This window comes from Streptomyces sp. NPDC005494 (assembly GCF_042872025.1).
GTDB lineage: Bacteria > Actinomycetota > Actinomycetes > Streptomycetales > Streptomycetaceae > Streptomyces.
Map to the genome: position 1 here is coordinate 1,099,895 of NZ_JBIAJR010000001.1, position 24,924 is coordinate 1,124,818.

Below are 24,924 nucleotides of genomic sequence, written 5' to 3' on the forward strand. Positions count from 1 at the left end.
GCAGATCAGGGGCGAGATGTCCAATTTATAGGCAAACGCTGTCTGTGTGCCCCGTCACAGCCGGTACGTTCTTGCTCCGCCGGGACACCGGAAGCAGGAGCCCGGCTGCACCAGAGAGGGCCCCGCCATGGTGTCGACACGGGCAGTTCCCAACCTCGCCTTCCGGCGGCTGCGCGGACGGCGCTCCGCCGGGGAGTTCGCGGCGGCGGTCCGCAGGGCCGCCCGTGAGATCGGTGAACAGGTCGCGTGCGACGCCCGGTACATCGGACGCGTGGAGTCCGGGGAGATCCGTTGCCCCAACTACGCGTACGAACGGGTGTTCCTGCACATGTTTCCGGGCGCGAGCCTGGAGGACCTGGGCTTCTCGTCCCGCGAGAGCGTGCGCGGACGGGGGGCCCGCACGGCACCTGCGTCCCTTCCCACCACACCCCCCACGCTCGACTGCGACATCGACGAGGAGAGCGACGTGCTGCGTCGCGTGTTCATGACGAGCGGCACCACCACGGTGGCAGCCGCGTCCCTGGGCCTGGGCGGCAGGCCCGCCACGGCGGGCCCTCTCGCCGTGCCCGTCCAGCGCCGCGTGGGCGAGGCCGAGGTGAGCGCCGTGGAGAAGGCCGTGCGCCAGATCCGGCTGCTGGACGACCGGCACGGTGCGGACGGTCTCTACCGGCGAGCGTCCCAGCCGCTCCGCGCGGCGTACGCCCTGCTCGACAGCGGGACGACGACGCGGCGCAGCACGGCCGACCGGCTGCACGCGGGCGCCGGGGAGCTGGCGATCTCGGTGGGCTGGCTGGCCCACGACTCGGGGCGCACGGAGGACGCGCGCTCCCATTACGCGGAGGCGCTCGCGACGGCGCGGCTGGCCGGGGATCCCGCGCTGGAGGCGCACGCGTTCTGCAACGCGTCGTTCCTGGCCCGTGACACGGGGCGCGCCCGGGAGGCCGTCCGCGCGGCGGAGGCCGGGCAGCGGGTGGCCGGACCTCTCGGCTCGCCGCGGCTGCTGGCCCTGCTGGCGTTGCGGGAGGCGGGCGGCCGGGCGTGGCTCGGGGACCGTACGGGGTGCGAGCGGGCGATCGGGCGGGCCCGTACGGCGTTCGAGCGCGGGGCGAGCGAGGCGGACCCGGAGTGGATGACCTTCTTCCGGGAGGCGGAACTGGAGCTGCTGGAGGCGCAGTGCTGGTCGGCGCTGGGTGACTGGCCGCGGGCGGCGCTGCACGGGCGCCGGGCGACCCGGCTGCAGGACCCGCACTTCACCCGGAACCTCGCGCTGTACAGGGCGCAGCTGGCGGGTGACCTGGCCCGGGCCGGCGCGGCCGACGAGGCGGCGACGGCGGGCCAGCAGGTGCTGGACCTGCTGGACCGGGTCCAGTCCTCCCGGATCAGGGGGATGCTGGCGAGTGCCGTACGGGCGCTACGGCCGCGGGGCGGCCCCGAGGTGACGGCGCTCCTTGCCCGCTACGAGGAACTCCCGCCCCTGTCCTGAGCGCCGTGCCGTGCCCCCCGGCCGGGCGCTCCGTTCACCGTGCGAGTGGTGGGGCCGGGCCGGCCGGGCGGACGGGGTCAGCGGTCCAGGTGCCCCGTGTCGTTCCAGCGTTCCAGGGCAGGAAGTCCGTATGCCCAGCCAAGCACCGACAGCGAAGTCGGCTCCAGGCGGATCCGCGCGGCGAAGGAGACGTCCTCGCCCAGCCACCGCGCCCCCAGCGCCCGCAGGATGTGGCCGTGCGCGAAGACCAGCACGTCGCGGTCGGCCGAGCGCGCCCACGCGACCACCTCGTCCGCCCGGGCGGAGAGCTCCGCCAGGGTCTCGCCGCCGGGTACTCCGTCGCGCCAGATGAGCCAGTCCGGCCGGTCCGCCCTGATCTGCGCCGGGGTCAGCCCCTCGTAGTCCCCGTAGTCGAACTCCATCAGCGCGTCCCAGGGCTCGGCCCGGTCGCCGAAGCCCGCGATCGCGCAGGTCTCGGAAGCCCGGACGAGCGGGCTGGTCCGCACCTCGACCCCGGGCAGTCCGTCCCAGGGCTCGCGGTGCAGGCGCTCGCCGAGCAGTTTGGCGCCCTCACGGCCGGCGTCGAGGAGGGGGATGTCGGTCCTGCCGGTGTGATTGCCCTGGACGGACCACTGTGTCTGGCCGTGCCGGGCGAGCAGGATTCGCGGTGCCATGACGGCTCTCCCTGAAAAAATACTGAGATCCGATGATCGGGGGACCCTAGGATCTGGTGGGTCCGGGACAGCGGTGTCCGGGACAGCGACGGGGTGACGGGCACGGGCAGCCGGCTGGGGACCGGTGCGGGCAGAGACCCCGACTCCATCATCTACCACTCACTCCACGGGCAACCTGCGGGGCGGCACCGGCGTCCCTCTCAGCGCACGACCAGGGACGTCCGCGGGGGGCGCACCCAGGAGAAGTCAAGGCATACGACCGCCGTACGGTTGAACACCCGCCGACGGCCGCATGACATGGGGAGAGCTACCGGATGACGTACGCCACCGCCGTGACCCCGTCCCGTGGTCACCGGCCCCGCTGGTGGACGGAGCTTCCACTGATAGCGGTGGTGTACGGGCTCTACTCGATGGGCCGGCTCCTGGTCCGTGAGGACATACCCGCGGCCGTGGACAACGGCCTCGCGATACTCCGCCTGGAACAGGCACTGCACATCAACGCCGAGCACCCCCTCAACCGGCTGCTGACCGCTCACCCCACTCTGGGGATACCCGCCGACTTCGCGTACGCCTCCTTGCACTACGTGGTGACGCCCGCCGTGCTGGTCTGGATGTTCCGGCGGCGCACCGCCGCCTACCGGGCGGCCCGCACCTGGCTGATGACCTCCACGCTCCTCGGGCTCGTCGGCTTCACCCTGATGCCGACCTGCCCGCCCCGGCTGCTCGACGCCCACCACGGTTTCGTCGACACGATGGCCCAGTACAGCGACTACGGATGGTGGGGCGCCGGCGCGAGCGCCCCGCGCGGGCTCAGCGGGATGACCAACCAGTACGCGGCGATGCCGAGCCTGCACGTCGGCTGGGCGGTGTGGTGCGGCGTCCTGCTGTGGCGCAACGCCCGTCACCCGCTCGTGCGGGCACTGGGTGTCGCGTATCCGCTGGTCACCGTGCTCGTCGTCATGGGCACGGCCAACCACTATTTCCTCGACGCCGTGGCGGGGGCCGGCGTGATGGCTGTCGGCGCCCTGCTGACCAGGCCGTTCATGCGGCTCGCGGACCGCGTGAATGACCGGGTGAGGGCCGTCTTCGTACAGGTCCCCGTACCCGTCACCCCCGTCAGGTCCACGATTGTCAGTGACGGATGCAAGACTTCGGCGGGTGAGCGAATCCCCGGCCAGCGGACCTCCTCCGCAGATTCCAGCGACGCGAGCACCGGCTCAGCGGCCGAAGCCAGCGACGACGCTACGGCAGCGGCTCGCTGAGCTGCGCGGACCGTCCGTCGCGCCGCATCCGCTCGACGCGCGGGCCCTGGCCGCTCTCGCCGCCAACCCGGGGTGCAAGCGCCGCGCCCTGCTCGACGGCGCGGGCGTCGACAAGGCCGTGCTGGCCACCGCGCTCGGTTCCCCCGCCGCTTTCGGGCAGTCGCAGTTCGCGTTCATCCGGGGCAACGCCTTCGAGGCGAAGGTCAAGGCCGACGGCGGTACAGAGCTGATCCGCCTGCTGTCCGAGCGGCTCGGCGGCGGGGCCGAGGCACCGGCCGGGGCCACGGTTCCGGATCTGACGGCCGCGGGCCCCGAGGGCCGTGCCGCACGCACGGCGCTGGCACTGCGCGAGGCCACGGCGGCGGGCGGCTGGGCGCTGCTCGACCATCCGATGCTCGCCCTGGAGGTGGCGGGCTCCCCCGCCTATCTGGAGCCGGACGCGGTGGTGGTACACCCCGACGGCACCTGGACGGTCGTCGAGATCAAGTCCTTTCCCATGATCGACAGCTCGGCGGACGCCGCGAAGGTCGGCGCGGCGGCCCGGCAGTCCGCGGTCTACGTCCTGGCGCTGGAGCGGATCGCCGCCGTGACCGAGGGCGCCGAGGTGGGGCACCGGGTGCTGCTGGTCTGCCCCAAGGACTTCTCCAACCTCCCGACCGCCTCGGTCGTGGACGTGCGCAAGCAGCGCGCTGTCACCCGCCGCCAGCTGACGAGGCTGACCCGCGTCGAGGACATCGCTGCCGCCCTGCCCGAGGGCACGACCTTCGACCCTGGCTGCTCCGCCGAGGACCTCGGCGCCGCCGTCGAGGCGGTCCCCGCCGCGTACGCCCCCGAGTGCCTGGCGGCGTGCGAGCTGGCCTTCCACTGCCGGGCGAAGGCCCGCGCGGAGGGCGCGGTGGAGTCGCTGGGGCGCAGCGTGCGGGGTGAGCTGGGGGGCCTGACCACGGTCGCCGGGGTGCTGGCCGCCGCGGCCGGCAAGGAGGGCGATCCCGCGGACCCGACGGTGGCGGCACTGCGCAGGGCCGCGGCACTGCGGGCCGAGGCCCTGGAGAGCGTGAGCGGCAGGGTGCCATGTCCCTGATCAGCACCCTGGCCCGGCTGGAGGCGGTGGACAGCGGGCGGGCACAGCCGCTGGCGACCGTCCGCCACCGGCATCTGACCGACCGGCCGCTCGTGCTGGTGCCGCTGACCACCGCCGGCGAGGCGGGCGCGCCGCTCGGCGCGCTGGTGGGCACGGACCGGGAGGCGCCCCGGCTGCTGTCGGTGGCCCAGCCGCGCGACCGCGATCTGCGGTTCGCCTTCCTCGCCGAACTGGCGGAGGCGGTGCTGCCGCACATCGAGTCGTACGCCGATGCCGTCGAACCCGCCGCCCGCAAGGAGACGGATCCCGAGACCGGCAAGAAGGTGGACGTCGAGGTCGAGCTGTGCACGGACGCGGCCCAGCTGATCGTGCCCAGCCGGGCCGGCGTCGAGTTCGTACGGCTGCTGGGGCGGTCCATGCGGTTCCGGCGCACCGTCGAGGACGACCCGGACACCCCGTATCCCGCGCCGGCCCGGGTGCCGCTGCTGGGGCGATGGCTGACGCACTACGGGGAGCGGGCCCGGGTGCCGGGCTCGTCGCTGCTGCTCGCCACGACGGATCTGCTGAACCGCCACTGGGCGACGGGGCAGAGCAGCCTGGAGGACCAGCACCTCGGGGCACTGCTCGCGTGGGTGGACCCGCCGGGCGGCGGTTCCGGTGCCGAGGCGGCGCTGCGGGCGGAGCTGGAGCGGGACCGCGCCGGCCAGCTGGTCTGTCCCCCGGCGGGTCCGGCCACGGATCCGGCCTTCGACAACAAGCTGCTGGCGCCCGCGATCGAGCGGTTCGACCGGGCGCGCACGGCGCTGGCCACCGCGCAGGACGGCCCCGACTTCGACACCCGGCTCGGTGAGCAGAGTGACGCCGAGCGTGCGATCAGGTCGCTGCTCGCGGGGGTGCTGCTGCCCACGTGGGACGCGGTGTGGCGGAGTCTCGACCTGTTGCGGGAGCTGCCGGAGGGTGCCAGGGCCGAGGACCGGTGGTCGAGGGACCGCTGGTCCTTCACCGGGCACCGGGACCGGGTGCGCGCGGGAGAGCCGCCGCAGCCGCGCCGGGACGACGCGGTGACCGCCGCGCAGAAGCTGGCTTCACGGGAGACGGCCCAGGCGCAGCTGGACGCCCAGGAGGCGCTCGACGATCCGCTGGTGATGGCGGGCAGGCGGCTGGCGGGCGAGGCGTTCGTCGGGGAGGTGGCGGAGGTGCAGATGGCGTACAGCGAGTCGAAGCGGCCCTCTCCGCGCCCCCTGGTCACGGTGCGCACCGCCGAGCGCCCGCATCTCGGTGAGCGGACCAAGGTGTACCGCTCGCTGGACGGTGACCCCGGCAGATCGCAGACGGCCGAGTTCGTGGAGTACGCCTCCGAGGACCCGGACGACGGCACGGTCTGCCTGGTGCTGCGGATCACGGACCGGATGGGGCGTGGCAAGGAGCCCGCGCCCGGTTCGGTGCCCGAGCCGGGCGACCGTATCGCCTGGACCTTGTTCGAACACGATCAGCGGGGCGGTCCGAAGCTGCCCGATCCGGAGAACACCCCCTGGACCCACGGCGGCCCGCCGGGGTCGGGTGGCGGGCAGGCCGAGCAGCCGGACTCAGTGACCGCGGAGGACCTCCTGTGACAGCCGTTCTCGACCCAGGCGCCGCGGCGGCCCGGGCGACCGACGCGATCCTCGGCGACACCCTGCGCGGCACGGCGCGCGGCATCGTGGTGGACTCCCCGCCGGGTGCGGGCAAGTCGACACTGGTGGTGCGCGCGGCGCTGGAGCTGGCCGCCGCGGGGCGCCCGCTCATGGTGGTCGCGCAGACCAACGCCCAGGTGGACGACCTGGTGGTGCGGCTGGCGGAGAAGGAGCCGGGGCTGCCGGTGGGGCGGCTGCACAGCAGCGACTCCGATCCGTACGACAAGGTCCTCGACGGCCTGGACAACGTACGGAAGTCGGCGAAGGCGGGGGATCTGGCGGGGCTGGACATCGTCATCTCCACGGCGGCGAAGTGGGCGCACGTGAAGAACGTGGAGCCGTGGGGTCACGCGATCGTCGACGAGGCCTACCAGATGCGCTCCGACGCTCTGCTGGCCGTGGCCGGGCTGTTCGAGCGGGCCCTGTTCGTGGGGGACCCCGGGCAGCTCGACCCGTTCTCGATCGTGGGCGCCGACCAGTGGGCGGGGCTGTCGTACGACCCGTCGGCGAGCGCGGTCTCCACGCTGCTGGCGCACAATCCGGAGCTCCCGCAGCACCGGTTGCCGGTGTCCTGGCGGCTGCCCGCGTCGGCGGCGCCGCTGGTGTCGGACGCGTTCTACCCGTACACCCCGTTCCGTAGCGGTACGGACCACGGCGACCGGCGGCTGTCGTTCGGCGTGCCCTCGGACGGGTCGGGCCCCGACCGGGTCCTGGACGAGGCGGCGGAGTCCGGCTGGGGCCTCCTGGAGCTCCCGGCCCGGCACACCCCCCGCACGGACCCCGAGGCGGTGCGGGCGGTGGCCGTCGTGGTCCGCAGGCTGCTGGACCGGGGAGGCGCCGCCACGAGCGAGCGGTCCCCCGGCCCGGTGCCGGTGACGGCGGAGCGGGTCGCGGTCGGCACGGCCCACCGTGACCAGGCCGCCGCCGTGCGCGCGGCGCTCGCGGATCTCGGCGTGACGGGCGTCGCGGTGGACACGGCGAACCGGCTCCAGGGCCGCGAGTTCGACGTGACCGTGGTGCTGCACCCGCTCTCGGGCCGCCCGGACGCAACCGCCTTCCACCTGGAGACGGGCCGCCTGTGTGTGCTGGCCTCCCGGCACCGGCACGCGTGCGTCGTCGTGTGCCGCGCGGGGGTGGCGGACCTGCTGGACGAGCACCCGTCGACGGAGCCGGTCCAGCTGGGCGTGACGGTGAAGTTCCCCGACGGCTGGGAGGCCAACCACGCGGTGCTGGCGCATCTCGCAGAGCACCGCGTGCATTGGGCGCCCTGATCCTGGGCAGCGCTCTTGCGCCGGGCTGGACAATGGAAGGTGGCCGTCCGGCCGTACGAGGAGGGAACACCACATGGCACAACCCGAGCGGGACGAACGGCAGAGGCTGCGTCCCGCGCCGCTGCTCTTCGAGCCGTCGGAGGCGGCAGCCGATCCGGAGCACTTCTTCGACCTGGAGTCGATGGAGGACCCGAAAGAGCTGCTGTCCCGCGCGACGGAGCTGACTCTCGCCTTCAGGGCGGCGACCGACCGGGCCGTGGAGTTCCAGGCCGTCGCCGCCGCGCAGCTCGCAGATCCGCGCCGTTTCGACCGGCTGACCGCCGCGGACATAGCCGCGCGCGCGGAGTGGACCGAGGACTACGCCAAGAAGATGATCGAGTTCGGCCGGTCCCTGCTGAGCGACCCCGCGCCCTGACCCCGCCCTCGGGCGTGAGGGTCGGCCCGCGCCCGGTGCTCGCCCCGCCACGGGCGGCGAGCCGAAGCGCGGGCACCCGGCTCCGGCGCGGGTGACCGACTCCGGCGCGGGTGGCCGGCTCCGGCGCGGGCGACCGGCTCCGGCGCGGGCGACCGGCTCCGCTCACCTCGGGTACACCCGTGGCATATGCCGCCGGGCAAGATACCCGCTCGTGTCCGACCCTGTCAGGTGTTTCGCAACTCTCGGGAACAGTAGCGTCACGCCCGGTAGACATGACGACATGAGCGCATGGCTGAATGACGAAACGACCCTGCGAACCGGTGCCACCCCGCGCCACGGCGTCGACATCTTCACCCTGCTGCGGGACCGCGCCGACAACCGCGCGGCCGACGACAGGGCAGCCCAGGTCACCGCCTCCGGGGCTGCCTGGCTGGCCGGCGCCTCGCCCAGCCCCCGCAGCACGCTCTCGCAGTGGGAGGCCCGCCCCGGTTCCCCCGGCGTCCTGCCGTGCGGCTCCTCCTTCGACGTCGTGAACGTCCCCGCGCTCTTCGGCCGGCGCATGCTGGAGCGGCTCTGGGCCGAGGGCCCCGGCTCGGGCCCCGTCGCCACGCACCGGGGCAGGATGCTGCTGTTCGCCTCCCCGGGCACCGCCCAGCGGCTGCCCTCCCTGCTGGCCTGGGAGGAGTGGGGCACGGGTTCCGGCGGCCCTCGGGCGGCCCGGGGCTGTCTGCCCCCGCTGCTCTGCCACGGCGCCGGGGACGCGGTCACCGTCCCCCCGCTGACCGGTGGCGCGGGCTCCGGCGGGCCCCGCTGGGTGGTCGCCCCGGACACCCGGAACCCCTGGCTGCCGGGCCCCGACGTACTGCTCTGGGCCTGCGTCCGGGTGGGCAGGTCGGCGGCCCCGTCGACCACGGGGAATTCGATTTTTCCTCCCGCCGATCCGGGTGCTAATGTCTACGACGTCAGCAGGCGCCGCTAGCTCAGTTGGTTAGAGCAGCTGACTCTTAATCAGCGGGTCCGGGGTTCGAGTCCCTGGCGGCGCACAGACGGAGGAAGCCCCCTCGCTCACGCGAGGGGGCTTCTTCGTGCTCCCCCCGGGGCCGGTCAGGTCCCCGTGGTGACCCTGACGGTCCAGGCGCCCGATCGTGTCCGGTCGGCGACCTCGATGCGGACGCGTTCCCCCGGAACCGTGTAGCGCTCGCCCTCCCGGAGCGGCGCGTCCGCGAGCGGCGGGTAGACCGAGCGGTCCCAGCAGGCGTCGGAGTCGGGGTGGGTGTCCAGCACCTCGACCGGTCCGCCGCCTGAGGGCGTCGCGTTGCGGATGCGGTAGATGAGCACGCCCTCGGTGCACGTCGTCCGGTCGTTGCCGACGGCGCTGCGGGCCTCGACGGCCAGGGCGCTGTCGGTGCCGGTCCGGATGACCGCGAGCCGGGTCCCGACGGAGGCGCCCGGCACGGGCACCTCGGCCATGGGTTCCAGGGTGAGGTCGGCGGCGCCCTGCACGCACACGACCTCCTGGCCGCCCAGCCAGCCGAGCTTCCACTTGTGCCAGCCGAACAGGTCGGGGGCCAGCCCGAACTGGCTGCCCATCACGTCCCAGTCGCCGACGTAGGTGTCCCAGTCGCCCTTGCCGTCCGCCGGCCGGTGGTAAAGGTCGGCCAGGTCGAAGACGTGTCCCGTCTCGTGCGCGAGGACGTTCCGGTCCGGGGGGTGCTCCTCGAACACGGTGACCACGCGCCTGATGTCCGCGCCGTCCGCGCGCAGGGGACGGTCGAAGTTGACGACCTTCGTGGCGTCGGAGTCGACACCGGGAGCGTCCGGGTCGGCGACGAGATAGACGATGTCGTAGTCCGAGAAGTCGACCTCTTCGTCGGCCGCCTCGATCGCGTCCCGCAGATAGGAGCTGCGCTGCTCCGAACCCCAGTCGCGCTGTATGCCGTACCAGGTGGAGGGGCGCGGCATGCGGGTCCACCGCTTCTGGGGATGGGCGCGCAGGGTGAACTTCCCGTACGAGGCGCGGTGGAAGAAGCGGGCGGTCGAGGGGAAGTAGTCGGCGGCCAGCAACTCGGGCGGAACGACGGGATCGGAGTCGGGGAACGAGAGGAAGACCATGACGGCGTCGAGGCGCCGGTCGGGGCGCGGGTAGGCGTCGTTCCAGCTGTCGAGGCCCAGCGAGTGGTGCGCGCCCGTCCTCGGCAGCGCACACGGTCCCGCGTCACGCGATGCCGCCACCGCGGGGCCGGCGACGAGTCCGGTGGCGGCGAGCGCCAGGAGGGCGGTGAGAGCAGCCGCCGCACTGCGCAGACTCGGCCTCTCCACTCCCCCGGGTCCGTGCTGACGCGGCACATCTACCTCCGGGTGGCGACGTGGGACTTCTCGTTCACCCTGTGCCGATTCGGCCCCGCATGCCCTGTTGTGCTGCCCCACACGGGTCAGCAGGGGGCGGCAGGGCGATACGGCAGCCACCCGTGTCGCTCACAGGTAGTCACAACCGATCACCCGAACATCCGAATAAAGCAAATCAACACAGAAGCGATCATGTCTGAGCAAAGGGCATAACGACGTCACGCGCGGAACAGGCGTGGGCCATGCGCGTGCCACGGGCCCGAAACGACGGGCGCGCTGGAACGCCCGGCGCGCCACCCTCTATGCTTCACCTCGCTTTCCTGCGTGGTTCCCGCCTCTGGCACGGCGTTTCGCTCCACGCCTCTGCCCGGCCACATCTGTTCACGACAATCTGCACAGCGGGAGCGAGCGGTGAGCGGAACCTTCGAAGGGCCGGCGCACGCGGCGGGCACGGCCCCCGGCGCGGGACCGCCGGAGGTCACGGAAAGTGATCAGCAGAGGTCGGTCCTCGCGGAACTGCGCGACTACCGGGCCGCCTTCATGGCGGCCGGGCTCGCGATGGCTGTCGTCGACCACCGGGGCCGCGTCGTCAGGGCGAACGACGCGCTGGGCGCACTGCTCGGCGCCGACCCCGCTTCCCTGACGGGACAGCCCGCAGCCGACCTGGTGGGCCTCGGCTCCGACCGCGCCGCCTGGCAGGCCTACAGCGAGGTCCTGGAGGGCGCCAGGTCCGGGTTCCGCCGCACCCGGCGGATCAAGCACGCCGACGGCCGCCCCCTGTGGGCCGAGGTCACCGTGGCGCCGGTGCCGGGCCCGGCCACGGGCGCGGGCCGCGTCCTGCTCTCCGTCGCCGACGTCAGCGACCGCCGTGAGCTGCGGGAGCGGCTGCGCCACCTGCGGATACACGATCCCGTGACCCGGCTGCCCAACCGCACGCTGTTCTTCGAACGGCTCGCGACCGCGCTGGAGACCCCGGCCGGCCAGGACGGCTCACCGGTGCGGCACAGCCGGATCGGGCTCTGCTACCTGGACATCGACGGCTTCAAGGCCGTCAACGACACCCTGGGGCACGCCACCGGAGACCGGCTGCTCGCCGCCGTGGCCGGGCGGCTCACCGACTGCGCCGAGACCGACGGCCACGGCAGCGAAGGCCGCGGGTCCGGGGGCCATCTGGTGGCGCGCCTCGGGGGTGACGAGTTCGCGATCCTGGTGGAGGACTCCTCGGGCACACACCAGCTCACCGACCTCGCCCGTTCCGTGCTCGCGGCCCTCCAGCGCCCGTTCGACGTGGGCGGGCACCGGCTGTCGGTCTCCGCGTCGATCGGGGTGGTGGAGCGGTCGTCGACGGGCACGTCGGCCACCGCCCTGATGCAGGCCGCCGACACCACGCTCTACTGGGCGAAGGCGGACGGCAGGGCTCGCTGGACCCTCTTCGACCCCGAGCGCAACGCGAACCGGATGACCCGGCAGGCGCTCTCGTCGACGCTCCGCCCGGCCGTCGAGCGCGGTGAGTTCACGCTGGAGTACCAGCCGCTGGTCGGCATGGCCGACGAGGTCGTACGGGGGGTGGAGGCCCTGGTCCGGTGGAACCATCCGCGCTTCGGGCTGCTGGCACCGAGCCGGTTCGTCCCGATCGCCGAGGAGGACGGCACGATCGTCCAGCTCGGCCGGTGGGTGCTGCGCACGGCCTGCCGCCAGGCCCGCCGCTGGCAGCAGGAACACCCGGACGAGCCCCCGCTGTTCATCAGCGTCAACGTCGCCGTTCGCCAGGTGTGGGACTCCGACCTGGTCGCCGACGTGGCGGAGATCCTCGCCGAGACGGGCCTGGAGCCCGGACTGCTGCAACTGGAGCTGACCGAGTCCGCCGTCATGGGTTCGTCCGGCCGGCCGCTGCGGGTCCTCCAGGCGCTCAGCGACATGGGGGTGCGGATCGCGATCGACGACTTCGGCACCGGCTACTCCAACCTCGCCTATCTGAGCCGGCTGCCCGTCTCGGTGCTGAAGCTGGACGGCTCCTTCGTGCGTGGCTTCCGTTACGAGGACGGCGCGCATCCCAGCCCGGCCGACGAGACGATCGTCGAGGCCATGGTGCAGCTGGCCCATCGCCTCGGGCTGACGGTCACCGCGGAGTGCGTGGAGACCTCGGGCCAGGCGGAGCGGCTGCGCAGGATCGGCTGCGACACCGGGCAGGGATGGCTGTACTCGCGTGCGGTGGCACCGGAACGGATCGCCGAGCTGATCGGCACCCGAGCCGCCGGGAGCTGAGCGGACCCGCACCGTCCCACCTGGCCCGCCGGTCCAGGTGGCCCAGATGCTCCAGGTGGTCCAGATGCTCCAGGTGGTCCAGATGCTCAGGTGGTCCAGATGGGACGGACGGGCAAATCCGTTGGCTCAGCCCGCCGCCGGAAGCCCGTAGGCGTCCGCGATGAGTTCGTACGACCGCAGCCGGGCCTCGCCGCCGTGCGCGTTGGCGGTGATCATCAGCTCGTCCGCGCCGGTGCGCTTGGCCAGGTCGTCCAGTCCGCCGCGGACCTCGTCCGCCGTGCCGTGGACGATGTCCTTCAGCCAGCCGTCGACGAACTCGCGCTCCATGGGGCTGAAGGAGTACGCCTCCGCCTCCTCGGGACTCGGCACCAGACCCGGGCGCCCGGTGCGCAGCCGGACCATCGACAGCGCACCCGTCAGCACCTGGCGCCTGGCCTCGCGCTCGTCGTCCGCCGCCAGCGCCGCGACCCCGATGAGGGCGTAGGGGGCGTCGAGTACCGCGGACGGCTTGAAGGACTCGCGGTACAGGTCCAGGGCCGGCACGGTGTTGCGGGCCGAGAAGTGGTGGGCGAACGCGAAGGGCAGGCCGAGGACACCGGCCAGGCGGGCGCTGAAGCCGGAGGAGCCCAGCAGCCAGACGGGCGGGCGGCCGGGCGACTGCACACCGCCGGGCGATGTGGCCTGCACGGGCCCCGGGACGGCGTGGATGCGGGCGTAGGGGTGCCCGTCGGGGAAGTCGTCGTCCAGGAAGCGGGTCAGCTCGGCCAGCTGCTGGGGGAAGTCGTCCGCGCCCTCGTTCAGCCGGTCGGTCCGGCGCAGGGCCGCCGCGGTGGCACCGTCCGTGCCGGGGGCGCGGCCGAGGCCGAGGTCGACGCGTCCGGGGGCCATCGCCTCCAGGGTGCCGAACTGCTCGGCGATGACCAGCGGGGCGTGGTTGGGCAGCATCACGCCGCCGGAACCGAGCCTGATGCGCTCGGTGTGGGCGGCCAGGTGCGCCAGGATCACGGCGGGCGACGAGGAGGCCACCCCGGGCATGGAGTGGTGCTCGGCGACCCAGTAGCGGTGGAATCCGCGCCGCTCGGCGAGCGTGGCGATGTCCACGGCTGTGCGCATGGCCTGGGTCGCGGTGCGGCCCTGGCCCACGGTCACCAGGTCGAGGACGGAGAGGGGCACGGGGGCCGTCCCGCCTGCGGTGCCGCGAATCTCGTCGCCTCGGTTCTCGTCCACGTGTTCGGCCTCTCCGGTGCTACGTCTGCGTATCGGAGGGTGCAAACAGGAGGATGGCTCCGCTTATTCCCCCGCGATCACCGGGGATGGCGCACCGGCGGTGGCGAGGCGGCCGTCGTCGCCGTGGCGACCGCTACTCGCGGACCTCGATGCCCCGGGGTTCGGCGGCGCCCAGCGGGGGCTCGCGGGTGGCGAAGAGCGTGCCGAGGGTGGGCGCCCAGATCCGGCGCTCGGCGAGCCGCAGGCCCTCCCAGACCGTCACCTGGTTCGCGGTGAGCACGGGCTTGCCGAGCAGTTGCTCCAGCTCCGGGACGTGCGCGGCGGTGTGGAGGGCGTTGTCGGGGAGCACCACGACCTCCGCGTCGGGGTGGTCGCCCGCGACGGCCAGTTCCTTCACCAGCTCCACGTCCGCGGCGGCGGCCTCGGAAGCCCTGATCAGCCCGCTGCCCCGCACGGCGGCCACCTCGACGCCCCCGGACTCCAGGAAGCCGGCGAAGAGCGCGGCGAGATCCTCGGGATAGCTCGCGGCGACGGCGACCCGGGTGGCACCCAGTTCGCGTACCGCGTGCACGAAGGCGAAGGAGGCACTCGAAGCCGGGAGCCCCGCGGCCCTGGCCAGACCGGCGATCTGTTCGTGGCCGCCGTCCCAGCCGTAGGCGAAGCTGCCGCCCGTGGAGGCCCAGACCACCGATTCGGCGCCGGCCATCCGCAGTTCCTCGACGCCGGCGGCCAGCCGGTCGGGCGCCCCCGCCGCGCGGAGGGCCTCGACGGTGCGGGAGTCCCCGTCGGCCTCGGTGTGGAACAACGGCACCCTGATGTCGCTGTCGAGCATGACCTCGATCCGCGGGAAGTCGTCCTCCGCGGCCTGGCCAGGGTAGAGAAGTCCTACGGTCGTCATGTCCATCCTTCCGTGCGTCCGGATGTCCTGCTGCCGCTCGTGTCACCGCTGCCCCTGCCTGGGACAAGTATTCCCCTTCCAGCCGTGCGCCGTCGCCCGCAACTGCTCTGACCAGCGGTTCTCTCCATGGCGCCGAGGTCCTGTTGACGCGCGTGCGCGCCGGTGCGAGCGTGGTGTGTCCTGATGACCACTCCCCTGATCCTCGTGCTGGGCGGCGATCCGCCACCCCGTCTGGGCCGGCTCACCGGGCGGGCCCGTGTCCGGTACGCCGACGAGCGCACGCTGGCCGGACAGCTCCCCGACGCCGACGTCCTGCTCGTCTGGGACTTCACGTCGGACGCCGTCCGCGAGGCCTGGCCCGGTCCCGGACGGCGGCCCGGCTGGGTGCACACGGCGAGCGCGGGGGTGGACCGTCTGCTCTGCCCCGCACTCGCCGCGTCCCCCACCGTCGTCACCAACGCCCGGGGCGTCTTCGAGCTGCCGATCGCCGAGTACGTCGCCGGTCTGGTGCTCGCCTTCGCCAAGGACCTGCCCCGCACGCTGGAGTACCAGCGGCGGCACCGGTGGCAGCACCGCGAGACCCGCGGTCTCTCCGGCACCCGCGCCGTCGTCGTCGGCGCCGGTCCCATCGGCCGGGAGATCATGCGGCTGCTCCACGGTCTCGGCGTCCGGGTGGCGCTCGTCGGGCGTACGCCACGGCGCACGATCCACGGCGCCGAGGACCTGGACCGGCTGGCGGCGAGCGCGGACTGGGTCATCGGCGCGGCCCCGCTGACCGACGAGACGCGCGGGATGTTCGACGCGCGCTTCTTCGGGCTGCTCCAGCCCTCCGCGCACTTCATCAACGTGGGCCGGGGTCCGCTGACCGTCGAGGAGGACCTCGCCGAGGCTCTGCGCAGGCACTGGATCGCCGGCGCCGCCCTGGACGTGTTCCAGGAGGAGCCGCTCGGCCCCGCCCACCCGTTGTGGGACGTGCCCGGGCTGCTGATCTCCCCTCACATGAGCGGGGACACGGCGGGCTGGCGGGACCGGCTGGGCGAGCAGTTCGTCTCGATGTACGAGGCGTGGGCCGCCGGGGAGCCGTTGCCCAACACCGTGGACATACAGCGGGGTTACGTACCTTCTGAGGACATCTCGCATCCGTAGTCCGGCATGAGGGGCAGTCATGAACCGTCCCTGCGCGGGGAATACGCAATACGCCCCGCACGCCGGCCGTCGCCCCGCGCCGTCGTCGAGACACGGAAAGGTCACCCTCCGGCCACCGTTGGGTTACATGGCGAGGCGACCTGCATAAGAAGCCTGGATCGGGCAGGTGCTCACCCTGTCCGGACTGTTCGACACCCCGATTTCTCCAGGAGATTGCGAACCATGGCTGACTTCCCTCACCTGTCCCGTCGGGGCTTCCTCAATCGAACGGCGGCGGTGGGAGGTCTGCTCGTCGTCCCCGGGCTGCTCAGCGCGTGCAGCAAGACCGACGCCGGCGCCGCGGACGGCGAGGGCGCCCTCGACAAACTCCGCAAGCAGGGATTCGTGCGGGTCGCGTACGCCAACGAGGCCCCGTACGGCTACATGGAGGGCAAGGAACTCAAGGGCGAGGCCCCCACCCTGCACCGGGAGATATTCAAGGCGCTCGGCGTCGACGAACTGAAGCCCACTCTCTCGGAGTGGGACGGTCTCATCCCCGGCCTTCAGGCCGGGAAGTACGACGTGGTCAGCGCGGGCATGGCCATCACCCCCGAGCGGTGCGCCAACGCCCTCTTCTCCGAGCCGGAGTTCATCTCCCCCACCGCCCTGATGGTGAAGAAGGGCAACCCGAAGAAGCTCACCGACCTGGCGTCGGCGAAGGCCGCGGGCGTCACCGTCGGCGTGATGTCGGGTGCGGTAGAGGGCTCCTACGCCAAGGGCGCGGGCATCGTCGAAGGGAAGATCAAGACACTGCAGAAGCCGCAGGACGGCGCGGACGCCGTCAAGGGCGGCAGGATCGACGCCTTCCTGCTCACCGGCATCTCGCTGCGCTGGCTCGCCAAGACCAACCCGGAGACCGAGGTCACCGAGGCCTTCGTCCCCGAGCTGGACGGCGAGCAGCAGTTCTCCCCGGGCGGCGCGGTCTTCCGCCAGGGCAACGAGGACCTGCGGGACTCCTTCAACCGCGAGCTCAAGAAGATCGTCTCCGACAAGTCGCGTTACGTGAGCCTGCTCCAGGAGTACGGCTTCGGCGCCACCGAGATCCCGCCGGCCACACTGAAGACGGCCGACCTGTGCAAGGGCTGACGGGGGCTGAACACACCGTATGAGTGACTTCTTCTCCACGTTCCTCGACGAGTTCCCCCAGGTCGGAGCAGGCCTGTGGGTGACCGTCGAGGCCACTGTCCTGGGCGCCCTGGTCGCTCTCCTCCTGGCGTTCGTCCTCGGCCTGGCGGCGGGCAGCAAGCTGCTGCTGGTGCGCGGGGTCTCCCGGACCGTCGTGGAGTTCTTCCGCGGCACCTCGCTCTACATCCAGCTGTTCTGGCTCTACTACGCCATGCCGCAGCTCACGGGGTACGAGCTCTCGCCGCTGCTCTGCGGCGTCGTGGCCTTCGGCCTCAACTACGGGGCGTACGGCTCGGAGGTCGTGCGCGGCGCGATCAACTCCGTGCCGCGCGCGCAGTACGAGGCGGCGGTGGCGCTGAACATGTCGCCCCTGCACCGCATGCGGAAGGTGATCCTGCCGCAGGCCTGGGTGCAGATGATCCCGTCCTTCACCAACCTGCTGATCCAGCTGCTGAAGTGCACGCCACTGCTGTGGCTGATCTCGGTGGCCGATCTGATGACCGTGATCCAGCAGATCCGCGATCGCACCGGTGAGACGCTGGTGGCGTATCTGACCCTGCTGGCGGTCTACTTCGTACTCGCCTACGCGCTGACCCTGCTGATGAATCTGCTGGAGCGGGCCGCCAAGAGGCGGCTCGGCCTGCACACGGGCGCGGGGAGTCTGCTGAAGTCCCGCAGCGCCGAACCCGCGACGACGGCCGGAGGTGCCCGGTGAACCAGGGATTCGACTGGGATGCCGCAGGCGACGTCCTCCCCCTGCTGCTGGAGGGGTTCAGGGTCACCCTGTTGGCGACCGTGCTCGGCACGCTCGTCGCGGCGGTGCTGGGCCTGGCGATCGCGGTGGCCGCACGGGCGCCGTCCCGCTGGGTGACCGTGCCCGTGAAAGCGGTGATGGAGTTCGTCCGTGCCACCCCGCTGCTGGTCCAGCTGGTCGGCGCGGCGGCCCTCTTCACCTCCGTGGAGCCTCTGACCGTCGGGATCGTGGTCCTGGGCATCCACTACGCCACGTACACCTCCGAGGTGTACCGGGCCGGGATCGACGGGGTGCCCAAGGGGCAGTGGGAAGCCTGCCGGGCCCTGTCACTGCCGCCGCGGCGCACCTGGCAGGCCGTGATCCTGCCGCAGGCGATACGCAACGTGCTGCCCGCCCTCGGCAACTACGCGATCTCGATGTTCAAGGAGACCCCGTTCCTCGCCGTGATCATGGTCCAGGAAATGGTTTTCGAGGCCCGGAAGTACGGGGCCGACCACTTCGCCTACACCGAGGCGTTCACGCTCGCCGGCCTGGTCTTCCTGGTCGCGAGCTACCCCACCTCGCTGCTGATGAGAAAGCTGGAGAAGCGTCTTGGCCACTGAACCCGCCCCCCTCAAGGAACCCGCGGACGCGGCCGGGGACCCCCTGGCCACGGGCGTCGAGCCGCTCGTCCGCTTCGAGAAGGTCGTCAAGCGCTACGGCGACCACGTGGTCCTGGACGAGCTGGACTTCACCGTGCGGCGCGGCGAGCACGTCACGCTGATCGGTCCCAGCGGCTCCGGGAAGACCACCATCCTGCGGCTGCTGATGACGCTGGAGAAGGTCAGTGACGGGGTGATCTGGGTCGACGGTGCGCCGCTGACCCATGTACGGACACCGTCCGGCGCACTGAAGCCCGCGGGCGACAAGGAGCTGCGCGAGTCCCGGAAGAAGATCGGGATGGTCTTCCAGCAGTTCAACCTCTTCCCGAACATGAAGGTGCTCCAGAACATCACCGAGGCGCCCGTCCACGTGCTCGGCATGGACCGGGACGAGGCGGAGGCCCGGGCCCGGGAGCTGCTCGACATGGTCGGGCTCTCGGGGAAGGTCGACGCCCACCCCTCCCAGCTCTCCGGGGGCCAGCAGCAGCGTGTCGCGATCGCCCGGGCGCTGGCGATGCGGCCGGAGATCCTGCTGCTCGACGAGGTGACGTCGGCGCTGGACCCGGAGCTGGTGGCCGGTGTGCTGGAGCTGCTGTCCGAGATCGCCCGGAACACCGACATCACGATGCTCTGCGTGACCCACGAGATGAACTTCGCCCGGGACGTGTCCGAGAAGGTACTGATGTTCGATGCGGGACGGGTCGTGGAGTCGGGGTCGCCCGAGAAAATATTCACCGCCCCCGAGCACGAACGTACGCGCGAGTTCCTGAGCGCGGTGCTGTGACCTCTCCCTCGGCGGCGCGTTCGTGACCTTGACATATGCCGCAGGAAAGCGCCCCGGTCGTCGCGGCCGGGGCGCGTCATGAAGTGGTCAACACCCCCTCCGTTTCGGGCTTTTGGCCACTATCGTTGGCCGAGAGCTTGTGGTCGCAACCTGGTAGAGGCCCTGGAGGGGGAACCGTGGCGTTGAAGCCCGAGCCGAAGGCACCGTTCCATTCGGTGCAGTACGCCCTGCGCGTGCTCGAATCCGTGTCCACGCACGGCGACGGGGTGACGGACGCCCAGCTCTCCCGCGAGACCGGACTGCCGCGCGGGCATCTCACCCCCCTCCTGCTGACCCTGCGCCGCGAGGGGTACGTCGAGCAGGTGGCCGACGGCGCGTACGTCATCGGTGCCTCACTTCTGGAGCTCGGCTCCGGCACAGCGCGCAGGCGCGCCCTGGAGGCGAAACTCCACGAGACACTGGTGCAGCTGCGCGACTCCCTCGGCGCGGCCGTCTATGTCAGCCGGTACCTCGACGGGGAGATCCGGGTCACGCAGGTCGCCGACGGGCCCCGCACACCCGCCGTCAACGAGTGGGTGGACTTCCGTTCGGCCGCGCACGCCAGCGCGATCGGCAAGTGCCTGCTGACGCAGCTCGACCAGAACGGCCGGCGTGACCATCTGTCGCGGCACCGGATCGCGCGGCTGACGTCGCGGACCATCACGAACGAGAAGGTCCTCTTCTCGAAACTCGACAGCCAGCCGGCCACCGTGCCGGTCCTCGACCTCCAGGAGTACGCCGTGGGCACGGTGTGCGCGGCGGTCCCCCTGACCGCCGGGTCGTCGGCGGGATGCCTGGCACTCTCCCTGCCGATCGAGCACGCGCACCGGCTGCGGGAGGCGGCGGCCACGCTGAACCGGCGCGCGGCCCCGGTCCTGTTGTCGATGGCGCTCTGAGCCGGACGCGACAGCCCCCTCCGACGGGTGGTCACCGCCACCCCGCACTCGGTATACATGACCTGCGGGCCCGCAGGTCAGGGGCGGGCCCGCGCCCTGGAACACCGCCCGGGTCCACCGCGGCCCTGCGTGAGCGCACGGTCACCCGCCGGCCTCCCGGGCGTGAGCGCACGGTCACCCGCCGGCCTCCCGGGCGTGAGCCCACGGGCACCCGACGGCCTCCGGAGCCCGGGGTCGCGGGCTCCGGAGCGTGCCGGCCGGGCAGTGGCGAGGCGTGTGGGGAAGGCCACCTCCGGGGGCCCGGGGCACGTGTCATCAGCACCCCCACGGACCAGGTATTATTTTCGAGTCAGCAGGCGCCGTTAGCTCAGTTGGTTAGAGCAGCTGACTCTTAATCAGCGGGTCCGGGGTTCGAGTCCCTGACGGCGCACCGACACCACAGTGGGCGGTCTCCTTCCGAGGGGACCGCCCACTGTGCTGTGTGCCGTGTGCGTCAGAACTGCACGTCGGAGCAGGCGTAGAACGCGTTGGTGGTGTCCGCCACGTTCCACACGGCCAGGATGATGTGCTTCCCGGTCTTCTGGGTGGGGATGGTGCCCTGGTGGGTCAGCGTGGCCGGGGGCTGCTGGTTCCCGTAGGGCACCGTCATGAAGGGCTGCGATTCCAGAGCCGCCCTGGTCAACGGCTTGGTGGAGTCCCAGCCGTTCTTGGTGATGTAGTACCGGAAGTCACTCGTGGAGTGGCGGGCCGTGAACTGCCAGCGGAAGCTGTAGCCCTGTCCGGCGGTGACCTTGGTGGCGGGCCAGGCGCCGCCGCGCGGGTCGTCGAGCTGGGCGAACTGGCTGTTCCCGCCGGCACAGATCTTGCCGTCCGCCGGTCCTGCCGCCGGGAAGCCCTTGGGACCCTCCACGCTCTGCGGCTCCCACTGGATGTTTCCGCAGTTGGTGACGGTGCCGTTGGCGCAGAGCTTCTGCCGGCTGATCGGTGAGTCGGTGTAGCCGTGGCTGCTCGCGCTGCTGGTCGCGAACATGGAGGCGCCGGCTATCGCCAGGCCGATGACGGCCGCGCTTGCCCTTTTCCGCATGCTGTGTCGCTCCTCGAGAACGTGGGGGAGGTTCTGGGGCTCTGCTGCGCGCATGTTTTTTTGCGGTCTAGACCAAGTCCAGATTATTGACGCTGCATGAACATGTCCAGACCAATGTGGGGACTGTTTCGGTGCGCGCACCCCTGTCCCGAGGAGCCTTCAGGCCCCTTCGCCGCCGCCGCGCCCGGTGTAGAACGCCACCGTGAGGTCCCTGACCAGTGCCTTGTGCTCGTAGGCGTCGAGCTCCACGATGCCGCGCGCGGTCAGCCGCCCCACGGTGTCGTCCACCGCGTCGACCACCGAGGTCAGCACGCCGTCCCGGTGCTTGGCGTCGAGGGCCGCCACCCGGCACCGCTGCATCGCCGCCGCGACCTCGGGGGCGTACTCGATCCCGGTCGGCTGCGCGGAGTACACCTCGATACCCACGGGTACGCAGTCCGCCTTCAGCATCCTGGTCAGCGCGTTCCCCACCGTCTCGGCGTCGCGCAGGGTGCGGGTGTCCTCGTGGAAGGCGTCGGCGGGGAGCTGGGAGAGCACCCGGGCCAGCGCCGCCTCGACCTGGTCGCGCAGGTAACGCTCGTGGTCCGCGACACCGAGGGTGGCCCGCGCGGTGTCCTTCACCCGCCACACGACGAGCACGACCGCCCGCAGCGCGGTCCCGTTCGCGTCCACCGCGGGAAGCGGCTCGCTGCGCCAGTGCCGCAGCCGTACGTCGACGCGGCGGCGCAGCAGGAGCGGCGAGATCCACAGAAGTCCGGTGCGCCGGACGCTGCCCCGGTAGTCGCCGAAGAGCGTCAGCACCGACGCGTGCCCGGCCCGGCCCCGGCCGAGGCCGCCGAGCGCGAGGAGCACCAGGGTCAGCAGCAGCGCGAGCAGCGCCCAGGCCCCGGTGCCGATGCCGTCGTACGCGCGTGTCCCGAGCCCGAGCCTGCCGGTCACGGCGGCGGGCAGTGCGCCCTGCCATCCCAGCACGGCAAGCCCGGCGGCCGTCCCCGCCGCCGCGGTCAGCAGTGCGGTCCACCCGGGCAGCACGGGCCCGGGCCGTTCGGTGAGCCGGGGGTCGGCGAGCGGCGCGGGCCGGGTGGACGCCTGCTCCTCGGGGGAGCGCGGCATGGGCGGGCGCCGGGCACCGGGCCGCCGGGGGAAAGGCGTTCCCGTACCGGCGGGGCTCGCACCACCGGGGGCGGTGCCGCCCGGGGCCGCGGGCCCGCCGGTGCCGTCGCCGGCGGCGTCACGGAAGAGCAGGTGTACGGGGATGGGCGCGGTGGTCTCGGTGGTGATGACGGGCTGTCTGCGACCTGCACCCCACCAGGCGACGGGGTCGGCGGCGCCCACGCCGACGGTCACCGGTGCACGCTCCTCATCCACGGGGAGACGCTTGCGCAGGCCCGCCACGCTGTCCGGTTCGCTCCCCCGCTCCTCCGCGGACTCCTCCGCGCGGCCGTCGCCGGTCACCACGGCGGGGGCCGGTTCCAGGCCGACCAGCGGGAAGTCACGAGCGGGCACGGCGGCCCGGCCCACCTCGGCCACCGCGTCCAGCGCCGGGCCGAGGTCGGGCGGGATGTCCTCGGTCTCCTCACGGAGCGCCGGCTCCTCCGCCCGTGGCATGTCCTGCGGGAGGCCACGCACGAGCGCCTCCGTCACGAACGGCCGTACCGCGAAAGGCTCCACCGCGAGCGCCTCCGTCACGAACGGCCGTACCGCGAAAGGCTCCACCGCGGGCGCCTCCGTCACGAACGGCCGTACCGCGAAAGGCTCCACCGCGAGCGCCTCCGTCACGAACGGCTCCGCCTCAGCCGGCTCGGCCGCTTCGGCCGGCTCCACCGCAGGCGGCTCCGCCTCGGTGGACCCCGCCCCGGTGGGCCCGGCCCCGGCCGCGCGCGCCCCGGTGGGCCCGGCCCCGGCCGCGCGCGCCCCGGTGGGCCCGGTCCCGGCCGCGTGCGGTTTCGGGGGTGCCTCCTTCGGGATCTCCGCCTCCTCCGAGGGCTCCCCCTCGGGCTCACGCACCGCGACGGCGTGCGGCCCGGCCTCCACCGATCCGGCCGCCGCCGCCCCGGGCACCTCCGTGACGAACACTCCCGGCACCTCGCCGGGCGCATCCCCTGGGCCGGGCACGATCACGCGCGCGTCCCGCTCGCCCAGCTCGTCCCACTCGCCCCGTACGTTCTCCGTGGATCGCATTCCCGCCTCCGTCATGTCCGTTACGCCGTTGCAGCCGTCACGCGAAGAGCCGTCGCCATGTCTCCGGCCCGGGGTATCCGTCCGCCGCGCTCCCGCTCCAGCCCTGGGCCTTCTGGAAGGCCTCGACGTTGCGGCGGTCGGCCTCCGTCCAGCGCGGGCCGGGGCCCGTCACGTAGTGCTTGCCGTATCCCTTCTTCACCAGCTGGGTCCCGAGCTTCTGGACGTGGCTGCTGGACTTTCCCGGGGCGAAGTAGCTCTTGCCGGGGTAGGGCACGGCACCGTTCGAGCCGGTGCCCGTCCCGGCGGCGGGGATCTTGCGGCCGGTGCCCTTGACCAGCAGGTTCCAGGTGGCCGGGCCCGGGACGCCGTCCGCCTCCTTGCCCTTCCACCCCTGTGCCAGCTGGAAGGCCTGCGTCGCCCGCTTGTCCGCGTCGCTCCAGCGGGGCCCCGCGCCGTTTTTGTAGAAGCGCTTGCCGCCCTGGGCGATGAGCATCTGTCCGAGGCGGGTCACGTGCGCGTTGTTCGCGCCCGGGCCGAACTTCGCCGCACCCGGGAAGGAGGTGGCCGTGCCGCCGCTCCCGCTCGCGCTGACCACGCCCTTGTAGCGGTAGGCCACGTACTTGGAGGAGTTGCTCCAGTACGCCATCGGCGTCGTCGCCTTCCTCGCGTGCGGGCGGGTCTGCTCGTAGGCGAGGTAGTGGGTGTGCGTGTGGTCGGACCAGCCCCCGAAGACCGTGACGTGCGACCCCACCGCCGGGTCGGCCAGGTTGTGGAAGAGGAGGATGTCGCCGGGCTGCAGGTCGGCCCGGGCGATCTTCGTCCCGAAGGTGGCGAGGCTGCCGGTCCACTCGTTGGCGGCCAGGTTCCAGGCCATCGACACGAAGCCGGAGCAGTCCTGCCGGTACCCGTCCGACCAGTACGCCGTCATGTCGTACGGGACCTTCGCGGTCACCCACTTCTTGGCGCGGTTGATGATGTCGGCCCGCGTCGTCGTGCGCAGCGCCGTGCCCTCTCCGGCGGGCGGCCCCGAAGCTCCGCCGCCGTTCAGGGGCCCGACCTGGCCCTGCGGTGTGACCGGCTGAGGTTCGGCCGCCGTGTCCGCGCGGCCCTTCGCGCCGGCGGCGGTCGCCGCCGCCGGCCCGGCGCCGCAGGACAGGACCACGCCCGCCGTGGTCACCAGCACCAGCGCGCGGCGTGCGCCGTGCGCGGCCGGGTGTCCGCCGTGGCGCACGGGCAGCCCGGCGGCCGTGCGCCGTCGCTGGGCACAGCCCGGACACCCGCAGTCGGCAGCGGGTTCGTACTCCTCGAAGACCGGCACAGTCATGCGGCTCCTCTTCCCTTCGGCGGTCGTCCAGATCGTCCGTGCGTCAACGTTCCCGACATACCTCATGGTGACGGACTAAAGGGAAAAAACGACCATCCGACAGGCCGGGCCGGAGAGGAATTGGTCAGGAGCACACCCGCTCATCGGGTAAAGTTCTCCAGGTCAGCAGGCGCCGTTAGCTCAGTTGGTTAGAGCAGCTGACTCTTAATCAGCGGGTCCGGGGTTCGAGTCCCTGACGGCGCACGCATGAGAGAGGCCCCTTCACCGAGTGTGAAGGGGCCTCTTTCACGTGCGCATGGCGCGCGAGCGCCCCTGA

The 24,924-nt window shown here is 72.4% G+C and carries 21 protein-coding genes and 3 tRNA genes; 17 read left to right on the forward strand and 7 right to left on the reverse strand.

All coding sequences use genetic code 11. The annotated features are described in order from the left end of the window. Positions 1-127: 127 nt before the first annotated feature. Positions 128-1,483, forward strand: a complete 1,356-nt coding sequence (locus tag ACFYQ6_RS04890; RefSeq protein WP_361571777.1) for a tetratricopeptide repeat protein — start codon at positions 128-130, stop codon at positions 1,481-1,483. A 77-nt stretch (positions 1,484-1,560) separates the two neighbouring features. Here the strand turns inward: ACFYQ6_RS04890 and ACFYQ6_RS04895 are convergent, their stop codons facing one another. After that, positions 1,561-2,157: a histidine phosphatase family protein gene (locus ACFYQ6_RS04895; protein WP_361571780.1), complete on the reverse strand. Its 597-nt coding sequence runs from the start codon at positions 2,155-2,157 to the stop codon at positions 1,561-1,563. A gap of 314 nt (positions 2,158-2,471) precedes the next feature. Here ACFYQ6_RS04895 and ACFYQ6_RS04900 point away from each other — a divergent pair, with 314 nt between their 5' ends. The 7 genes from ACFYQ6_RS04900 to ACFYQ6_RS04930 all read left to right on the forward strand — a co-directional run bounded on the left by ACFYQ6_RS04900 (position 2,472) and on the right by ACFYQ6_RS04930 (position 8,902). Further along, complete coding sequence (locus tag ACFYQ6_RS04900) at positions 2,472-3,419, forward strand: phosphatase PAP2 family protein (protein ID WP_361571783.1); 948 nt, start codon at positions 2,472-2,474, stop codon at positions 3,417-3,419. Beyond that, positions 3,316-4,500: a hypothetical protein gene (locus tag ACFYQ6_RS04905; protein ID WP_388760533.1), complete on the forward strand. Its 1,185-nt coding sequence runs from the start codon at positions 3,316-3,318 to the stop codon at positions 4,498-4,500. The genes ACFYQ6_RS04900 and ACFYQ6_RS04905 overlap by 104 nt, the downstream gene beginning before the upstream one ends. Then, positions 4,491-6,113 (forward strand): hypothetical protein, encoded by a 1,623-nt coding sequence (locus ACFYQ6_RS04910; protein ID WP_388760536.1) that lies wholly within the window; start codon positions 4,491-4,493, stop codon positions 6,111-6,113. Before ACFYQ6_RS04905 ends, ACFYQ6_RS04910 begins: the two co-directional genes overlap by 10 nt. After that, positions 6,110-7,444: an AAA domain-containing protein gene (locus ACFYQ6_RS04915; protein ID WP_361571790.1), complete on the forward strand. Its 1,335-nt coding sequence runs from the start codon at positions 6,110-6,112 to the stop codon at positions 7,442-7,444. Before ACFYQ6_RS04910 ends, ACFYQ6_RS04915 begins: the two co-directional genes overlap by 4 nt. 73 nt (positions 7,445-7,517) lie before the next feature. After that, the gene (locus ACFYQ6_RS04920) at positions 7,518-7,859 is read left to right on the forward strand and encodes a hypothetical protein (RefSeq protein WP_356734791.1); all 342 of its coding nucleotides are present in this window, start codon (positions 7,518-7,520) and stop codon (positions 7,857-7,859) included. Between the two features lie 280 nt (positions 7,860-8,139). Further along, positions 8,140-8,838, forward strand: a complete 699-nt coding sequence (locus tag ACFYQ6_RS04925; RefSeq protein WP_361571793.1) for a bifunctional DNA primase/polymerase — start codon at positions 8,140-8,142, stop codon at positions 8,836-8,838. Continuing rightward, positions 8,829-8,902: transfer RNA gene (locus tag ACFYQ6_RS04930), tRNA-Lys, on the forward strand. The genes ACFYQ6_RS04925 and ACFYQ6_RS04930 overlap by 10 nt, the downstream gene beginning before the upstream one ends. A gap of 61 nt (positions 8,903-8,963) precedes the next feature. On the opposite strand, the gene ACFYQ6_RS04935 is transcribed toward ACFYQ6_RS04930, so the two are convergent. Continuing rightward, a complete protein-coding gene (locus ACFYQ6_RS04935) occupies positions 8,964-10,205 on the reverse strand; it encodes a M6 family metalloprotease domain-containing protein (RefSeq protein ID WP_388760541.1) in 1,242 nt (413 codons plus the stop codon). A gap of 411 nt (positions 10,206-10,616) precedes the next feature. Here ACFYQ6_RS04935 and ACFYQ6_RS04940 point away from each other — a divergent pair, with 411 nt between their 5' ends. Then, positions 10,617-12,470 carry an EAL domain-containing protein gene (locus ACFYQ6_RS04940; protein WP_361571798.1) on the forward strand — a complete coding sequence of 618 codons (1,854 nt, stop codon included), beginning with the start codon at positions 10,617-10,619 and terminating at the stop codon, positions 12,468-12,470. Between the two features lie 126 nt (positions 12,471-12,596). Here the strand turns inward: ACFYQ6_RS04940 and ACFYQ6_RS04945 are convergent, their stop codons facing one another. Both ACFYQ6_RS04945 and ACFYQ6_RS04950 read right to left on the reverse strand, forming a co-directional pair. Next, positions 12,597-13,697, reverse strand: coding sequence for an LLM class flavin-dependent oxidoreductase (locus tag ACFYQ6_RS04945; RefSeq protein ID WP_361571801.1), 1,101 nt, complete (start codon positions 13,695-13,697; stop codon positions 12,597-12,599). Positions 13,698-13,830: 133 nt separating this feature from the next. After that, entirely contained in the window at positions 13,831-14,595 is a 765-nt protein-coding gene (locus ACFYQ6_RS04950; protein ID WP_361571804.1) for a decarboxylase, read from the reverse strand. A gap of 183 nt (positions 14,596-14,778) precedes the next feature. On the opposite strand from ACFYQ6_RS04950, the gene ACFYQ6_RS04955 reads away from it, so the two are divergent. From ACFYQ6_RS04955 to ACFYQ6_RS04985, 7 genes are all read left to right on the forward strand, one after another. Next, positions 14,779-15,741, forward strand: a complete 963-nt coding sequence (locus ACFYQ6_RS04955; RefSeq protein WP_361571807.1) for a D-2-hydroxyacid dehydrogenase — start codon at positions 14,779-14,781, stop codon at positions 15,739-15,741. Positions 15,742-15,963: 222 nt separating this feature from the next. After that, the gene (gene ehuB / locus ACFYQ6_RS04960) at positions 15,964-16,866 is read left to right on the forward strand and encodes an ectoine/hydroxyectoine ABC transporter substrate-binding protein EhuB (RefSeq protein ID WP_388760546.1); all 903 of its coding nucleotides are present in this window, start codon (positions 15,964-15,966) and stop codon (positions 16,864-16,866) included. A gap of 19 nt (positions 16,867-16,885) precedes the next feature. Next, positions 16,886-17,620 carry an ectoine/hydroxyectoine ABC transporter permease subunit EhuC gene (gene ehuC, locus ACFYQ6_RS04965; protein WP_388760549.1) on the forward strand — a complete coding sequence of 245 codons (735 nt, stop codon included), beginning with the start codon at positions 16,886-16,888 and terminating at the stop codon, positions 17,618-17,620. Next, positions 17,617-18,261, forward strand: a complete 645-nt coding sequence (gene ehuD, locus ACFYQ6_RS04970; protein WP_388760552.1) for an ectoine/hydroxyectoine ABC transporter permease subunit EhuD — start codon at positions 17,617-17,619, stop codon at positions 18,259-18,261. The genes ehuC and ehuD overlap by 4 nt, the downstream gene beginning before the upstream one ends. After that, entirely contained in the window at positions 18,251-19,084 is an 834-nt protein-coding gene (gene ehuA / locus ACFYQ6_RS04975; protein WP_388760555.1) for an ectoine/hydroxyectoine ABC transporter ATP-binding protein EhuA, read from the forward strand. The genes ehuD and ehuA overlap by 11 nt, the downstream gene beginning before the upstream one ends. Positions 19,085-19,260: 176 nt before the next feature. Continuing rightward, positions 19,261-20,019, forward strand: coding sequence for an IclR family transcriptional regulator (locus tag ACFYQ6_RS04980; protein WP_388760558.1), 759 nt, complete (start codon positions 19,261-19,263; stop codon positions 20,017-20,019). A 356-nt stretch (positions 20,020-20,375) separates the two neighbouring features. Then, a tRNA-Lys gene (locus ACFYQ6_RS04985) sits at positions 20,376-20,449 on the forward strand. A gap of 63 nt (positions 20,450-20,512) precedes the next feature. Here ACFYQ6_RS04985 and ACFYQ6_RS04990 read toward each other — a convergent pair. The 3 genes from ACFYQ6_RS04990 to ACFYQ6_RS05000 all read right to left on the reverse strand — a co-directional run bounded on the left by ACFYQ6_RS04990 (position 20,513) and on the right by ACFYQ6_RS05000 (position 24,608). Then, a complete protein-coding gene (locus tag ACFYQ6_RS04990) occupies positions 20,513-21,103 on the reverse strand; it encodes a lytic polysaccharide monooxygenase (RefSeq protein WP_356734769.1) in 591 nt (196 codons plus the stop codon). Positions 21,104-21,262: 159 nt separating this feature from the next. Then, positions 21,263-23,284: an SPFH domain-containing protein gene (locus ACFYQ6_RS04995; protein ID WP_388760562.1), complete on the reverse strand. Its 2,022-nt coding sequence runs from the start codon at positions 23,282-23,284 to the stop codon at positions 21,263-21,265. 37 nt (positions 23,285-23,321) lie between these two features. Next, a complete protein-coding gene (locus tag ACFYQ6_RS05000) occupies positions 23,322-24,608 on the reverse strand; it encodes a peptidoglycan-binding protein (protein WP_388760564.1) in 1,287 nt (428 codons plus the stop codon). Positions 24,609-24,777: 169 nt separating this feature from the next. On the opposite strand from ACFYQ6_RS05000, the gene ACFYQ6_RS05005 reads away from it, so the two are divergent. Beyond that, positions 24,778-24,851, forward strand: a tRNA-Lys gene (locus ACFYQ6_RS05005). The last annotated feature ends 73 nt before the right edge of the window (positions 24,852-24,924 follow it).